This is a genomic window from Actinomycetospora sp. CA-053990, from assembly GCF_050948445.1.
In the GTDB taxonomy this organism is placed as follows: domain Bacteria; phylum Actinomycetota; class Actinomycetes; order Mycobacteriales; family Pseudonocardiaceae; genus Actinomycetospora; species Actinomycetospora callitridis.
This window is the reverse complement of record NZ_CP192043.1, coordinates 627055-641816: the sequence shown is the minus strand read 5'-3', so window position 1 is coordinate 641816 and position 14762 is coordinate 627055. Positions and strand designations below refer to the sequence as shown.

The 14762-nt window shown below is 75.3% G+C and carries 16 protein-coding genes; 7 read left to right on the top strand and 9 right to left on the bottom strand.

The window, feature by feature from the left end; genetic code table 11:
* Window positions 1–22 precede the first annotated feature (22 nt).
* Window positions 23–1027: a LacI family DNA-binding transcriptional regulator gene (locus ACQPYN_RS03260; protein WP_433033381.1), complete on the top strand. Its 1005-nt coding sequence runs from the start codon at window positions 23–25 to the stop codon at window positions 1025–1027.
* On the opposite strand, the gene ACQPYN_RS03255 is transcribed toward ACQPYN_RS03260, so the two are convergent.
* Together ACQPYN_RS03255 and ACQPYN_RS03250 are read right to left on the bottom strand one after the other, a co-directional pair.
* The gene (locus ACQPYN_RS03255) at window positions 1020–1514 is read right to left on the bottom strand and encodes an SRPBCC family protein (RefSeq protein ID WP_433033378.1); all 495 of its coding nucleotides are present in this window, start codon (window positions 1512–1514) and stop codon (window positions 1020–1022) included. The two genes, ACQPYN_RS03260 and ACQPYN_RS03255, sit on opposite strands and share 8 nt — an antisense overlap.
* Window positions 1515–1584: 70 nt before the next feature.
* Entirely contained in the window at window positions 1585–3264 is a 1680-nt protein-coding gene (locus ACQPYN_RS03250; RefSeq protein WP_433033375.1) for an NAD-binding protein, read from the bottom strand.
* Between the two features lie 33 nt (window positions 3265–3297).
* Between ACQPYN_RS03250 and xylB the strand changes: the two genes are divergently transcribed.
* Together xylB and ACQPYN_RS03240 are read left to right on the top strand one after the other, a co-directional pair.
* Window positions 3298–4695 (top strand): xylulokinase, encoded by a 1398-nt coding sequence (gene xylB, locus ACQPYN_RS03245; protein ID WP_433033372.1) that lies wholly within the window; start codon window positions 3298–3300, stop codon window positions 4693–4695.
* Between the two features lie 145 nt (window positions 4696–4840).
* Window positions 4841–5332 carry an Hsp20/alpha crystallin family protein gene (locus tag ACQPYN_RS03240; RefSeq protein WP_433033369.1) on the top strand — a complete coding sequence of 164 codons (492 nt, stop codon included), beginning with the start codon at window positions 4841–4843 and terminating at the stop codon, window positions 5330–5332.
* Between the two features lie 165 nt (window positions 5333–5497).
* On the opposite strand, the gene ACQPYN_RS03235 is transcribed toward ACQPYN_RS03240, so the two are convergent.
* The 4 genes from ACQPYN_RS03235 to ACQPYN_RS03220 all read right to left on the bottom strand — a co-directional run bounded on the left by ACQPYN_RS03235 (window position 5498) and on the right by ACQPYN_RS03220 (window position 9276).
* Window positions 5498–5857, bottom strand: coding sequence for a hypothetical protein (locus ACQPYN_RS03235; RefSeq protein ID WP_433033365.1), 360 nt, complete (start codon window positions 5855–5857; stop codon window positions 5498–5500).
* On the bottom strand, window positions 5854–6669 hold the full coding sequence (locus tag ACQPYN_RS03230; protein ID WP_433033362.1) for a DUF692 domain-containing protein: 816 nt from the start codon (window positions 6667–6669) through the stop codon (window positions 5854–5856). Before ACQPYN_RS03230 ends, ACQPYN_RS03235 begins: the two co-directional genes overlap by 4 nt.
* On the bottom strand, window positions 6666–7565 hold the full coding sequence (locus ACQPYN_RS03225) for a TIGR04222 domain-containing membrane protein (protein ID WP_433033359.1): 900 nt from the start codon (window positions 7563–7565) through the stop codon (window positions 6666–6668). The genes ACQPYN_RS03230 and ACQPYN_RS03225 overlap by 4 nt, the downstream gene beginning before the upstream one ends.
* Window positions 7566–7704: 139 nt before the next feature.
* On the bottom strand, window positions 7705–9276 hold the full coding sequence (locus ACQPYN_RS03220) for a DEAD/DEAH box helicase (RefSeq protein WP_433033357.1): 1572 nt from the start codon (window positions 9274–9276) through the stop codon (window positions 7705–7707).
* Window positions 9277–9570: 294 nt separating this feature from the next.
* Here ACQPYN_RS03220 and ACQPYN_RS03215 point away from each other — a divergent pair, with 294 nt between their 5' ends.
* Both ACQPYN_RS03215 and ACQPYN_RS03210 read left to right on the top strand, forming a co-directional pair.
* Window positions 9571–9873 (top strand): protealysin inhibitor emfourin, encoded by a 303-nt coding sequence (locus ACQPYN_RS03215; RefSeq protein WP_433033355.1) that lies wholly within the window; start codon window positions 9571–9573, stop codon window positions 9871–9873.
* Entirely contained in the window at window positions 9870–10472 is a 603-nt protein-coding gene (locus ACQPYN_RS03210) for an SMI1/KNR4 family protein (RefSeq protein WP_433033353.1), read from the top strand. The genes ACQPYN_RS03215 and ACQPYN_RS03210 overlap by 4 nt, the downstream gene beginning before the upstream one ends.
* Window position 10473: 1 nt before the next feature.
* On the opposite strand, the gene ACQPYN_RS03205 is transcribed toward ACQPYN_RS03210, so the two are convergent.
* The 3 genes from ACQPYN_RS03205 to ilvD are packed head-to-tail and all read right to left on the bottom strand — an operon-like array spanning window position 10474 to window position 13389.
* Entirely contained in the window at window positions 10474–11238 is a 765-nt protein-coding gene (locus ACQPYN_RS03205; RefSeq protein WP_433038692.1) for a hypothetical protein, read from the bottom strand.
* 56 nt (window positions 11239–11294) lie between these two features.
* Window positions 11295–11711 carry a GNAT family N-acetyltransferase gene (locus ACQPYN_RS03200; RefSeq protein ID WP_433033351.1) on the bottom strand — a complete coding sequence of 139 codons (417 nt, stop codon included), beginning with the start codon at window positions 11709–11711 and terminating at the stop codon, window positions 11295–11297.
* Window positions 11704–13389, bottom strand: coding sequence for a dihydroxy-acid dehydratase (gene ilvD / locus ACQPYN_RS03195; protein ID WP_433033349.1), 1686 nt, complete (start codon window positions 13387–13389; stop codon window positions 11704–11706). The genes ACQPYN_RS03200 and ilvD overlap by 8 nt, the downstream gene beginning before the upstream one ends.
* A gap of 239 nt (window positions 13390–13628) precedes the next feature.
* On the opposite strand from ilvD, the gene ACQPYN_RS03190 reads away from it, so the two are divergent.
* Together ACQPYN_RS03190 and ACQPYN_RS03185 are read left to right on the top strand one after the other, a co-directional pair.
* Window positions 13629–14060, top strand: a complete 432-nt coding sequence (locus ACQPYN_RS03190) for a hypothetical protein (RefSeq protein WP_433033346.1) — start codon at window positions 13629–13631, stop codon at window positions 14058–14060.
* 122 nt (window positions 14061–14182) lie between these two features.
* Window positions 14183–14737 (top strand): YceI family protein, encoded by a 555-nt coding sequence (locus tag ACQPYN_RS03185; RefSeq protein WP_433033344.1) that lies wholly within the window; start codon window positions 14183–14185, stop codon window positions 14735–14737.
* Window positions 14738–14762: the final 25 nt, after the last annotated feature.

Below are 14762 nucleotides of genomic sequence, written 5' to 3'. Positions count from 1 at the left end.
GGCCGGAGGACGGGAGCCGGGCATGGCCACGATGGCGGATGTCGCGCGCATGGCGGGTGTCTCCACCGCGACCGTCTCCCACGTGCTCAACGGGACCCGGCCGGTCCGCGCCTCGACCCGTGAACAGGTGCTGTCCGCGGTCGCCGCGACGCACTACACCCCGAACACGGTCGCGCGGTCCCTCGCGACGGCGCGCACCACGACGATGGGCCTGGTGCTCTCGGCGATCTCCAACCCGTACTTCGGCGAGCTGCTCAGTGCGGCCGAGTCGGCGGCCGCGGCGGCGGGCTACACGCTGCTGCTGGTCGACCCCCACGAGGACCCGGACTACGAGCTGACCGTCGTCACCCGCCTGCACCACCACCGCGTCGACGGCGTGGTCCTCGCCCCGAGCGCACGCCCGGACGACACCCTGGCCTACCTCGCCCGCCACCAGGTGCCGACGGTGCTGCTCGACCGGCTCATCGACGCCGGGCACGACCAGGTGGGTCCGGAGAACCGGGCGTCCACCGCCGGGCTCACCGGCCACCTCGCGGACCACGGACACACCCGGATCGGGCTGGTGGCCGGCCTGGACGGGCTGTCGACCACCACCGAGCGCCGCGAGGGCTACCGCGACGCGCTGCGCTCCCGCGACCTACCCGTCGACGCCGAGCTGGAGGTCGGCGGCGCCTCCGAGACGGTCGCCGCGCGCCGGGCGACGCACCGCCTGCTCGCGCTCGACGACCGGCCGACCGCGATCGTCGCCGGCAACAACAGCATGACCATCGGGGTGATGCAGGCCCTGCGCGACGCCGGCCTCGAGGTGCCCCGCGACGTCGCCGTCGCCGCGTTCGACGACTTCGCGTGGGCCGACCTGTTCGCGCCCCGGCTGACGGTCGCCGCGCAGCCCTTCGACGAGATCGCCACCACCGCGGTGCGCCTGCTCCTCGACCGGATCGCCACGCCGGACGCCCCGCCGACCACGCGCCGCCTCCTGCCCCGGCTGGTCGTCCGGGAGTCCTGCGGGTGTCCGGGCTCTACCTAGCGCCCTCGGCGAGGGCCGCGAGGTTGTCCAGCGACCGGGTCAGGTGGTCCTCGCCGAAGGGCGGGAACGCGATGTGCTCGCGCAGGAAGGCCGGCACGGCCGACCAGTCGTAGGTCAGCGTCGCCCGGCAGGCGCCCGCGCCCTCCTCGGCGAGGTCGTAGCGCCACGACCAGCCGCCGTAGCCGATCTCGCCGTCCGGCCCGTACTGGCCGGGCTGCCAGGCGATGCTCCGCGGCGGGTCGAGCACCTCGACGCGGTTGTGCATGCGGTAGTCGCCGTCGGGGTGGTTCGCGTGGTACATCTCCATGCCGAAGATCTGCCCGACCTCGGTCAGGCCGGCGCCGGGCTCCAGCGGCTCGCGCACCCACCCGGTGCCGTCGATCGCGGCGTGGTGGGCCGGGTCGGCGAGCACCCCGAACACCGTCCCGACCGACGCGTCGATCGTCCTCGACACCGCCAGGACCTCGGTCGTCGTCTCCGTGCTCATCGTCGGCACCCCTTCGTCGCGGCTTGATCCTGCGACCGTACCGAGAAGTTGTAGAGCCATACAAGGCCGGTCAGAGCGACGTCCTCGCCGCGCACCGGGCGTGCACCTCGGCGAGGCCCGTGCGGGTGGCCGCGACGACCAGGCGGTCGCCCACCTTGAGCCGGCGCTGTGGGCGGGGCGGGGAGTCGAGCACCGCGTCGTGGGCGGCGCCCCGGTAGACCCCGACCACCCGCACCTCGCCCTCGCTCTCGGCCGCCGAGGCGGGCAGGCCCGCGAGGAGCGCGCTGCGCCCGATCGGCACGTCGGCGAGCAGGAGTACCGAGCGCCCGACGGGGACCGTCGCCACCACCTTGTGGTCGCGCATCGCCGCGGCGAAGGCCGGGGCGGCGAGGAACGAGACGCTGCGCGAGACCGCGACCTCCAGGGAGCGCTCGACCCGGCGGGCGAGGTCGTCGTCGCGCAGCCGCAGCACGACCCGGAGCCGGCTGCGCAGCGAGCGGCCGACGAGCCCCGTCTCGAGGTTCGCGACGTCGTCGCGGCCCACCGCGACCAGCGCCCGGCAGTCGTCGACCGACGCCTCGGCGAGCGTCCCGCGCCGCGTCGTGTCGCCGACGATCACGGGCAGGCCCATCCGCCGGATCTGCGAGACCCCGGGGCCCTCGTCGTCGTCGACGGCCACCACCGGGACCCCGCGCTCGTGGAGCTGCTCGACGACCCGCACCCCGACGTTGCCGAGGCCGACCACGACGACGTGACCCCGCCGCGGGCGGGGACGCTGCGGGGTGCCGGCGAAGCGGGCGCTCACCGCGGCGTCGACGACCACCGCGGTGACGAGCGGGATGATCGCGATCCCGACCAGGGTGACCAGCGCCTGGACCGTGCGGGCCACGGCCGAGACGTGGGTGTCGGGGTCGGCGGCGCCCGCGGAGTCGAGCACCGTCAGGTAGATCGCGTCGCCCCACGAGAGGTCGGCGAGCGTCGCGAACGCGACGGTGCCGAGCACGAGCAGCGCCAGCAGCCCGAGGGTCGCGCGGGCCAGGGAGCGGGTCATCGAGGCCCGGGTGCGCCGCCACATCAGCGTCAGCACCCGTCGCCAGGCGGCCCGGCGCGTGCCGACGAGGCGGCCCTGGCGGTGCCGCGCGACGCGCGCGAGCACCAGGTCGGCGGCGGCCTCGCGGGTGGGCAGCAGCTCCGGGGCGCCGCGGTGGGGACGGTGCGCGAGGCCCGTCACCACCGCCGCCGGCCGCACGTCCGCGCGGTCGGCCACGACCATGGGGTAGCCGGGCAGGTCGACGCTCTGGTGGGTCCGGGCGCCGATGGCCGCGGTGACGAACGCCGGCGCGGCGGTCGCCGACACCGACAGCACGGTGGCCGTCGGCAGCAGCATCCGGATCCGTCCCGAGAGCGCCGGCGCGTGGAGCCGGACGACGAGGCGCACCGACGGCGCGAGCTCCTGGACCCGCAGCGCGCGGTGGATGTTGACGACGTCGTCGCGGTGCACGAACGCGACGCACGTCGCGCTGCCGACGTCGACGGCGCGGAAGGTCTCGTCGTCGGGCTCCGCGACCTCCACGACCTCGACCCCACCGATCGCCCGCAGCCGGTCGACGACCGCGCCCCCGGGCGCGGTGAGGACGACGACGTCGGTCGCCCCGCGACGCGACTGCCGCAGCAGCGCCTCGACCATCCGCAGGGAGAGCATGTCCTCGCCGCAGACCACGAACCGTTCCCGGAACCCCCCGAAGGTCACGGACGTGGACCCTAATGTGGGGATACTGCGGCCATGGCGGGTTCAGCGCGGTACGTCGCCGGGGTCGATTCCTCCACCCAGGCCACCAAGGTCCTCGTCGTCGATCCGGAGGACGGGCGGGTGGTGCGGGAGGCCCGCCGTCCGCACCCGGACGGCACGGAGGTCGATCCCCGGGCCTGGTGGGACGCGCTGGCGGGCGCGCTCGGCGAGGTCGGCACCAGCGACGTCGCGGCGATCGGGGTCGCGGGCCAGCAGCACGGGATGGTGCTGCTCGACGAGCACGGCGAGCCGGTGCGCGACGCGCTGCTGTGGAACGACACCCGGTCCGCGCCCGACGCCACCGCGCTGATCGAGGAGCTCGGCGGGGCCGCCGCGTGGGCCGACGCGGTGGGCACCGTCCCGGTCGCGAGCATCACCGCCACCAAGCTGCGCTGGACCTCCCGCGCCGAGCCGGACGTCGCCGCCCGCGCACGCCGGGTCCTGCTGCCCCACGACTGGCTGACCTGGCGGCTGCGCGGCTCCCCCACCGACGCGACCACCGACCGCGGCGACGCCTCGGGCACCGGCTACTGGTCGACGGTCATCGGCGAGTACCGCCCCGACCTGCTCGAGATGGCGTTCGGGCGCGCGCTCGAGGTGCCGCGGGTCGCCGAGCCGGGCGAGGTCGTCGGGCGCACGCCGGACGGGCTCGCGGTCTCGGCGGGCACCGGGGACAACGCGGGCGCGGCACTGGCGATCGGTCCGGCGGAGGGCGAGGTGGTGATCTCGATCGGCACCTCGGGCGCGGTGTTCACGGGCCACGACCGGCCGAGCACCGACGCCTCGGGGCTCGTCGCCGGGTTCGCCGACGCCCGCGGCGGCTACCTGCCGCTGCTCGCCACGCTCAACGCCGCCCGGGTGCTCGGGGTCGGCGCGGCGCTGCTGGGCGTGGAGCCGGACGAGTTCGACGGGCTGGCACGTGCCGCCTCGCCGGGCGCGGACGGGCTGGTGCTGCTGCCCTACCTCGACGGCGAGCGCACCCCCGACCGCCCGGACGCCCAGGGCCGCTACGTCGGGCTGACGACGGCCAACGGCACCCGCGAGAACCTCGCCCGCGCCACCGTCGAGGGGATGCTGTGCGGGCTGGCCGACTGCGTCGACGCGCTGATCGACCAGGGGGTGCCGGCGCGCCGGGCCCTGCTGATCGGCGGTGGCTCACGCTCCGGGGCCGTGGCGGACCTCGCCCCCGAGGTGCTCGGCCTGCCCGTCGAGGTGCTCGCGCCCCAGGAGTACGTCGCCCTGGGCGCGGCGCGCCAGGCCGCCTGGGCCCTGCACGGCGAGGAGCCGGGGTGGACGGTGGCCCGCGAGACCAGCCGCGACGTCACCGACGCCTCGATCTCCGAGCAGGTCCGCGCCCGCTACGCCGACGTCCGCGACGGGCGGGCGCCGTAGGGGCATGCAAGCCCTGCGCCCTCGCTTGCACTCAGCGCCAGGAAATCCGCATCCTCGAGCGTGGAATTGAGCGTGGTCGACTCATGTTGCATGAGTCGAGGGCCCGCAAGGTCGGGCCGCCTTCAGCCACCGAGGAGGAACCACCGTGAGCACGCTGATCCCCTGGGGCCCGCGCTTCGTCGACCCGTTCGCCGTCGCCCCGGCCCTGTTCCGCCGCCCCACCCCGGGCCGCGGGACGAACTGGTACGCCCCCACCACCGACGTGGTGCGCGAGGGTGACGACGCCGTCGTCCGCCTCGAGCTCCCGGGGGTGGACGTGGCGAAGGACGTCACCGTCGAGGTCGACGGCGACCGCCTGTCCGTCCGCGGCGAGCGCCGCGACGAGCAGACCGGCACGGGGTACCGCCAGAGCCGCTACGGCTCGTTCCGTCGCAGCTTCACGCTGCCCGGGCACGTCGACGCCGACGCGGTCTCCGCGTCGTACGACGCCGGCGTCCTGACGGTGCGCGTCACCGGCGCCCACGCCGAGGCCACCGAGCCCGGCGCCCGCCGCATCGCGATCGACGGCGTCCCGGCGCCGGAGGAGACGGAGTCCACCGAGACGCCCGAGCCCCCCGCCGAGGGCCAGGCCGCCTGACGCGCGCCTCCTGACGCGCGCCTCCTGACGCAGCGAACGCGCTGTTCGCTGCTTCTATGCGCACGAACTCCCCGTTGATCGACGGGGACGACGACGCCCGCGGGACCACATGGTCCCGCGGGCGTCGTCATGTGTGGCTCATGATCGAAGTGGGTTTCCTGGCGTTCAGTGCAAGCGAGGACGCAGGGCTTGCATCCGTGATGCCCAACCCCGGCGTCGCCCCCGCCCGAGGACGCCATCGGCGCGGAGGTGCGCGACGAAGGCGTCGGCGTCGGCGTGCATCGACGTCCCGGTCCCCCGGGGGTTCGCGCTGATCCACGCGTCGAGGTGCGGGGTGAGGTCGGCGCCGAGGCGCTCGTGGACCTCGACCGGGAGCAGGCGCGCGAGCACCCGGCGCCGCTTCGCGCGCAGGGCCGAGGCCTCCAGCGCCACCCGCGACGGGTCGATCCCCGCCGGCGCCGGGCCCCCGGCGACCAGGGCCGCGAGCAGCGCCGCCTGACGCTCCGCCAGCTCGGACCGGCTCACACCCGCACCCGCGAGTGCACCGCCCGCAGCGCCGCGAGCTCCGCGGCGAGCTCGTCGTCCGGCGGGTAGCGGTCGTCGCGCTCGAGCAGCACCGCCGGCGGACGGTGCCGGGCGCACAGCGCCTCGAGCAGGTCGAGCACCGGCTGCGTGAGGGCGTGCGCGTGGGTGTCGTGGTAGACGCCGTCGCGCTCGACCCCGCCCGCCGCGTGCACGTAGACGACGCGCTCGAGCGGCAGCTCGTCGAGCACCCGCTCGGGGTCCTGACCGAGGTTGACCGCGCTCGCGTGCAGGTTGGCGACGTCGAGCAGCAGCCACGCCCCGGTGCGCGCGCAGAGCTCGGCGAGGAACGCACCCTCGCTCATCTCCGCGTCCGGCCAGGCGAGCAGCGGTGCGATGTTCTCCAGCGCCAGCGGCACCCCGAGCGTCGCCTGGGTGGCCCGGACGTTGTCGACGAGCACCCCCAGCGCCTCGCGGGTACGCGGCACCGGCAGCAGGTGCCCGGACTCGAGCCCGCCGGCACGCACGAACGCCACGTGGTCGCTCGCCACCGGGGCACCGAGGGCGTCGGCGACGGCGGCGAGGTGCTCGACGCGGTCGTGCCGCAGCGGCTCCGCCCCACCGAGCGACAGCGACACCGCGTGGGGGACGACGGGCAGGCCCAGCCCCGGGAGCGACGCCGGCAGCGCGTCGGGGTGCAGGTCCTCCGCGACCGCCTCGACGAAGTCGACGCCGGGCAGGCGTTCGACGGTCAGGTCGATCTCGCGGCGCCAGCCGATGCCGACGCCGAGCGGGCCACCGGCGATCGGGCTCATCCGCCGCACCCGCCCCCGCCGCCGCAGGAGGACCCGCCGCCGCACGACGAGCCCCCGCCGCACGACGAGCCGCAGGACGAGCCCCCGTCGTATCCGCCCCCACCGCCGCCCGACGGCGCGGCGAGCAGCGTCGAGAGCTCGGCGTCGGGGTACATCGCGAACCCACCGACCGCCACGAGGCCGGCCACCCCGAGCGCCCCGACGAGGACGGGGCCCTGCGCCCGCGACGACGGCGAGTACACCGCGGTCCGCGCGGCCGCCAGCGTCGCCCGGCCCTTGAGCGTGGGACGCCGCACCGAGAACAGGACGATCGACAGGGCCGCGCAGCTCCCGAACACCATGAGGATCACCAGCAGGACGACCGGTGCTCCCCGGGCGATCCCGGCGGCCAGCCGCGCCAGAGCGAGCACCCCGACGGCGCCCACCACGGCGAACGCGAGGTTCTTGCGGCGCGTGACGGCGGCCGGGTCGTGGAACAGGCCCCGGCGCTGCGCCGCGGCCTGGAGGTCGCGGACGACCGGGGCGTCGCGCATCCGCATCGTCGTCACCGTCGTGCCGGCCGTCGTCGGGTACTGGGTGACGGCGTCGAGGACGGCCTCGTCCAGCTCGCCGATGGCGGGCCGCCCGGTGGCGTGCAGCGAGCGGTCGTGGTCGACACGCAGGACGCCCCCCTCGACGAGGCGGGCGATCGCGGCGTGGATCAGCCGGATCTGGCCGCCGGCGAGCAGGGCGAGATCCTCGACCGTGACGTCCGGCGCCGGCGCGTCACCGTCGGCGCGGGCGACCCGTCGATCGAGCGCCCGCAACGCCAGGGGCGCCACGAGCAGGCCGAGGACGACGAGCCAGAAGTAGATCATCAAGAACGTCGGGCCGGGGATGCCCCACGTGTCTCCCACGACGACCTCCGGGCGTGAGCATGGTGGTCACGCACGGCCGTGCGCGTCGACGCACTGTTGCTGCCGCTGACCGCGCACAGCAAGCAGAGCCACCCGTTCGGCCCAGCAATCAGCTACACAGGGTGAGAAACGCCCGAATCTAGCGGGCACCGCCCCGACCACGGCCCGCGCCCGAGCGGGCCGAGTGCGCCGCCGCGGAGTGCGACGACGAGGACGGGCCGCCGCTCGAGCCGGCCGCGCGACGACCGCCGCCGCCCCCGAGCCGCCGGTCGCGCCGGAGCCACGACCGCCCGAGCCACCGCGCCCGCCGGAGCCGGCGGGAGCACCGCCACCGCCGGCGCGGCCCCGACCGGAGCCGCCACGGGCGCCGCCCCGGAGCCGCCGGGAGCACCGCCGCCACCGCGACCGCGACCGGAGCCGCCGCCACGGCGCGACCCGCCACCGGACCCACCGGCCGGCTGCGGCGCGGGCTTGCGCGACGCGGCCGCCGGGCCGTCCTCGGGGTCGACGCGGGTGCGGGCTCGCCGACGAGCGCCACGATCTCGCGCGCGCCGGGGCCGACGTCGACCGGCTTGGCCTTGATCCCGGCCTTGCGGGTCATCGACGCGACCTCGGCCCGCTCGGCCGGCGGCACCAGCGTCACCACGTCACCGGCCGAGCCGGCGCGCGCCGTGCGCCCGGAGCGGTGGGTGTAGGCCTTGTGCTCGGCGGGCGGGTCGACGTGCACCACGAGGGCGACGTCGTCGACGTGGATGCCGCGCGCGGCGATGTCGGTGGCGACCAGCACGCGGACGTCGCCGGCGGAGAAGCCCGCCAGGTTCCGGTCACGGGCGGGCTGCGACAGGTTGCCGTGCAGCTCGGTGGCCGGGATGCCCGCGGCCGTGAGCTGGCGCGAGAGCTTGCGCGCCGCGTGCTTGGTGCGGGTGAACATCATGCTGCGGCCGTGGCCGGAGGCCAGCTCCTGCACCACGGCGTTGCGGTCCGCGGGCGCCACCGTGAAGAGGTGGTGCGTCATGTCCGGCACGGGCTCCTCGGCCGCGTCGACGCTGTGCGTCACCGCGTCGTGCAGGAACTCGCGCACCAGACGGTCGACCTCACCGTCGAGGGTCGCCGAGAAGAGCATCCGCTGGCCGTCGCGAGGCGTGCGGCGCAGCAGGCGGCGGACCGCCGGGAGGAAGCCGAGGTCGCTCATGTGGTCGGCCTCGTCGAGCACCGTCACCTCGACGCGGTCGAGGTCGACCAGACCCTGGCCGATGAGGTCCTCGAGGCGGCCGGGGCAGGCGATCAGCAGGTCGACGCCCTGGCGGAGCGCGTCGGCCTGGCGACCCTGGCCGACGCCGCCGTAGACGACGGTCTGGCGCAGGCCGAGGATCTCGGCGAGCGGGGCCAGCGCGTCGCGGACCTGGCTCGCGAGCTCGCGCGTCGGCAGCAGCACGAGGCCGCGCGGCCGCTTCGAGACGGTGCGACCGCTGGTCAGGCGCGTGAGCAGCGGCAGACCGAACGCGAGGGTCTTGCCGCTGCCGGTGCGGCCGCGACCGAGCACGTCGCGGCCGGCCAGCGCGTCGGCGATCGCCGCGCGCTGGATGGGGGTGGGCTCGGTGATGTCGCGCGCGGCCAACGCGTCCACGACGTCACGGGGGACGCCGAGGTCGGTGAAGGTCGGGGCGGAACGGGGAGCAGACGTCGTCGGGATGTCGGGGAACCTCTCCACGGGAGCGAGGGGCCGCGAGCGCCGGCCCGTCCGTCGTGGAGGGGGGACCGCGCGAGGAATGCGGTGTGCTGACGACCCACGGGCGCCATCGGCGGCGCCCTGTACGACACCAGTGTCCCAGAGACGGTGCGTGCGGGTGCGACACCGGGGCCGAACGGGACCGGAACGCCCGGTGTCCTCCGGCACACTGACCGTCGTGAACCGCTGCCGGTGCGCGATCGCACCGCCCTCCCTGCTGCTCACGGTCGCCGAGCAGGGTGACGCCGAGACGCGCGACGCGGCCAGGACGTCGCCGTGAGAGTCACCGTCGTCCGCTCCGGCGGCGTGGCCGGGATGGTGCTCACGGCCGAGGTGGACGCCGCCGACCTCGACGCGCCCGCCGCCGCGGAGCTCACCGGCCTGGTCGACGCGTGCGAGTTCGTCGACGGCGCCCCGAGCGCGATCGCGGACGGCTTCGGCTACGAGCTCTCGGTCGCGCGCGACGACGGATCGGTCGCCCGGGCCCGCTTCGGGCAGGGCGCGGCGCCGCCCGGGGCGGGCGCGCTGGTGGCGTGGGTGCTCGACGGCCCGCACGCCCGTCGGAGGATGGGACGGTGACCGTCGAGGACCTGTGGTGGCGCTGGGTGGACCGGCTCGAGGACCGGGGCTGGGGCGCGCGGGCGATGCTGCGCCCGCCGGCCGGGGACGACGTCATCGCTGCGGCGGGCGAGGTCGTGGGCGCGTTCCCCGACGAGCTCGCGGCGCTCTACCGGATCGCCGACGGCCAGCTCGAGACGCGCCACGTCGACGGCCCGTGGACCAACCTCTTCCCCGGCCACGAGTTCCTGTCCCTCGCCGGGGCGCGCCGGGCCTGGCAGGGCTGGGCGGACATCCGCGCCGCGTACGCGCCCGCGGACTTCGACGGCATGATCACGGTGCGCGGCGACGACCCGGTGCACCGCGTGTACACCCGGGCGCCGTGGTGGCCGCTCGCCGAGGACGGCGGGGGCAACCACCTCATGGTCGACCTCGACCCGCCGCCCGGCGGGACGGTGGGCCAGGTCCTCGTGGCCGGCCCGGACGAGGACGAGCGCCGCGTGCTCGCGCCGGGGATCGGTGCCTACCTCGCCGCCCTGCTCGACGCGGACCTCGACCCGCCCGACGCCGACCAGCTCGCCGACGGCGTCGCGTGGTGGGACGCCCCCGGCCTGCGCTGACTCACCAGCCGCCGAAGAGGCCCCCGCCGTCGAAGCCGCCACCATCGAAGCCGCCACCATCGAAGCCGCCGGGGTCCATGCCGGGGTCCATGCCAGGGTCCATCCCCGGGTCGAACCCGCCGCCCATGTCGCCGGCGAACGCGTCCCCGCCGACCGCGGCGGCGCCGAAGCCCGAGAACAGGGCGCTCGCCACCATCATCCCGCCGAAGGCGCCGACGCCGCCGAGCAGCATCGGCTTCCACCACGGCTCGGAGTACCAGCCGGCGGGCACGGGCCGTCCGCCGACCATCCCGCCCGGATAGTAGTGGTTGTTCTGCGCCGAGGGCCGGGGCGAGCCCGTGACGCTGCGGCCGTCGACGTCCACCTCGCTCGTGGACGCGAGCTCGCCGGCGCGGGCCCGCTCGGCGGAGCCGGGGAGCTCGGGGCCGGGGTCCATGCCCATGGCGGTGCGCGCGGCGCGCACGTAGTAGAGGCCCTCGAGGGCGGTGTCGGTGGCCAGGCGGTACTGCGGCGCGCTCGTCGCCTGGTCGAGCTGCGAGCCGGCGGCCGTGTAGCGCTCCGCGGCGTCGGCGAGCGCCTGCTTCGAGGGCTCGTCGGAGCCGACGAGGTTGAGCACCTGGCCGCCCAGGCGCTCGTACCAGCGGCGGGCCTCGGCCTCGGCGTCGCCGAGCTGGTTCGTGGCGGTGGTCCCCCGGCCGCGCCCGCGCGTGGCCATGAGGGCGATCAGTCCGCCGACGACGAGCAGGATGAGCAGGAGTTCCACGATCTCCACGGTCCGCGCGCGTCCTGAGATGCGGCTGTGAGGACGCTCAGAGTCGACCCTCAGGGACGCCGCATGGGCACGTGCGGGATGCCGTCCTCGTCGTAGCCGGGGCCGTCGACGGCGAAGCCGAGCCGTGCGTAGAAGCCCTGGGCCTGCACCTGGGCCCCGAGCACGACCGGCCCCTCGATCCCCGCGAGCACGGTCCGCACCAACGCCGCCCCGGCACCTGTCCCCCGGTGCTCGGGGGCGGTGACGATGCGCCCGATCCGGGTGCTCTCGCCGTCGGTGAGCACGCGCAGGTACGCCACGACCTCGCCGGCCGGGCCCCGCGTCCACACGTGCTCGGCCTCGGCGTCCAGGCCGTCGAGCTCCTGGAACGCGCACTCCTGCTCGACGACGAACACCCGGACCCGCAGGGCGAGCAGGTCGTAGAGGTCGCGCGGGGTCAGGTCGTCGAAGCGGGCCCGTTCAGTCAAAGCCCACGACGGCGCCCTCGGCCGCCGAGCCGACGAGGCGGGCGTACTTGCCGAGGACGCCGGTGCGGTGCTTGGGCGGCGGCGCGGTCCAGCCGGCCGACCGCTCGGAGAGCTCCTCGTCCGAGACCAGCAGGTCGAGGGTGCGCGCCGTGAGGTCGAGGCGGATGCGGTCGCCCTCGCGCACGAACGCGATCGGCCCGCCGTGCGCGGCCTCGGGCGCGACGTGCCCGACGCAGAGGCCCGTGGTGCCGCCGGAGAAGCGGCCGTCGGTGAGCAGCAGGACGTCCTTGCCGAGCCCGGCGCCCTTGATCGCCCCGGTGACCGCGAGCATCTCGCGCATCCCGGGCCCGCCGCGCGGACCCTCGTCGCGGATGACGACGACGTCGCCGGGGTTGAGGTCGTTGTTGGACACCGCGTCCATCGCGCCCTGCTCGCCGTCGAAGACCCGCGCGGTGCCTTCGAACGAGGCGGTGTCGAAGCCCGCCGACTTGACCACCGCACCGTCGGGCGCGAGCGAGCCGCGCAGGATCGTCAGCCCGCCGGTGGGGTGGATCGGGTTCGACAGCGGGCGCAGGATGTCGCCGTCGAGGGGGCCGGGCGCGAGCGCGTCGAGGTTCTCGGCGACGGTGCGCCCGGTGACGGTGAGGGCGTCGCCGTGCAGCAGGCCCGCGTCGAGCAGGGCGCGCATGACCACCGGGACGCCGCCGACCTTGTCCACCGTCGTCATCATGTGCCGGCCGAACGGCTTGACGTCGGCGAGGTGGGGGACCTTGTCGCCGATGCGGTTGAAGTCGTCGAGCACGAGGTCGACGCCGGCCTCGCGGGCGATCGCGAGCAGGTGCAGCACCGCGTTGGTGGAGCCGCCGAACGCCATCACCACGGCGATCGCGTTCTCGAACGCCTCGCGCGTCATGACGTCGCGGGCGGTGTGCCCGCGGCTCAGCATCCCGACCACGGCATCGCCGGACTGCCGCGCGAACCCGTCGCGGCGGCGGTCGGCGCTCGGCGGCGACGAGGAACCGGGCAGCGCCATGCCCATCGCCTCGGCCGCGCAGGCCATGGTGTTGGCGGTGTACATGCCGCCGCAGGCGCCCTCGCCGGGGCAGATGGCGCGCTCGATCTCGTCGACCTTCTCGCGGGTGATCAGCCCGCGCGCACAGGCACCAACGGCCTCGAAGGCGTCGATGATCGACACCTCCTTGCCGTCCACGGTGCCCGGCATGATCGAGCCGGCGTAGAGGAACACCGACGCGAGGTCGAGCCGCGCCGCCGCCATCAGCATGCCGGGCAGCGACTTGTCGCAGCCCGCGAGCGTGATCGTCCCGTCGAGACGCTCGGCGGACACCACCGTCTCCACCGAGTCGGCGATGACCTCGCGGCTGACCAGCGAGTAGTGCATCCCGACGTGGCCCATCGAGATCCCGTCCGAGACGGAGATCGTGCCGAACTCCATGGGGAAGCCGCCGGCGTGGTGCACGCCCTCCTTGGCCGCGGTGGCCAGGCGGTCCAGGGACAGGTTGCAGGGGGTGATCTCGTTCCAGGACGACGCGATGCCGATCTGGGGCTTCGCGAAGTCGTCGTCGGTCATCCCGACCGCACGCAGCATCCCGCGGGCGGCGGCCCGCTCCATCCCGTCCGTGACGTCGCGGCTACGGGGCTTGAGGTCGGCGGACTCCATGAGGCGAAGGTAACGCTTGTCCCTCCCCCGGGGTCGGGGCAGACTCCCGCGCATGTCCGGGGAGACGCTCGAGCGGTTCTGGCCGAGCCGTCGCCTCGACAGCTTCGACGAGCTCTGTCGCTAGGACGCCCCGGCCAGGAGCCGATCGGTCCTCCACGCTCCCGCCCGCGCGTCCGCCGGTGCCCGCCCGCGCCGCTGTCCGGCGCTCCCCCCGCGACCACTGCCTGGAGCTCGTCACCGTGACCACCATCGCCCCGCCCCGCGTCGTGCGCCTCGACCCCGTCCTGCACGGCCTCGTCGATCCCGCGGGAGGCACGCGCGACCTCGACGCGATGCTCGCGCAGGCCCGGGCCGCCGAGCTGGGCGGCGCCGCGGCCGTCACGATCCCCGCCGGCTCCGCGCCCGGGGGCCGCCAGTGGCCGAGCACCGCCCAGGCGCTCGCCGTCCTGCTCGCGACGAGCACCGTGCACGTCGTCGTCGAGGTGAGCGCCGCCGCCTGGACGCCCGACGCCCTCGCCCGCTTCGCCGCCAGCGCCACCGGGCTCGCGGGCCCGCGCCTCGCCGTCCGGGTGCTCGGCCCGGGTTCGACGACCCTCGCCGCCGCCCTGTCGACCCGCTGGGCGGGCCCGGTCGCGACGGCCGACACCGATCTCGCCGCGCTCGTCGCCTGACACACCTGACCCCCGCCTCGCGAGACCCCGGTCACAGCACCGTCCAATAGTTGACGTCTCAACCTTGAGTGCTAGAGTCTGCGTTGACAGTTGATGCTTCAAGTCTCCCTTCGGAGGATGACATGACCGAGACCGCCGCGCCGACCCTCGAGCTCGTGGGCGAGTACCAGATCGACCCCGCGCACACGCGCATCGGTTTCACCGCCCGCCACGCCATGGTCACGAAGGTGCGCGGCACGTTCGGCGAGTTCCGTGGCAACGCCAGCATCGGCGAGGACCCGGCCCGCTCGGGCGTCGAGATCATCATCGCGGCCAACAGCCTGAACACCGGCCAGGAGCAGCGTGACGGGCACGTCCAGGGCGACGACTTCCTCGCCGTGAACGTCTACCCGGAGATCACCTTCCGCTCGACCTCGGTCGAGAAGGACGGCGACACCTTCACGATCACCGGTGACCTCACGATCCGGGACACCACCAAGCCGGTCACCGTGCCCTTCGAGTTCACCGGCCTCGCCAAGGACCCGTTCGGCAACGTCCGCGCCGGCTTCGAGGGCGCCACCACGATCAACCGCAAGGACTGGGGCATCACCTTCAACGCCGCGCTCGAGACCGGCGGCGTGCTCGTCTCCGAGAAGATCGGCCTCGAGTTCGACATCTCGGCCATCAAGCAGGCCTGACGCCCCGTCGGGCAGCACACGACAC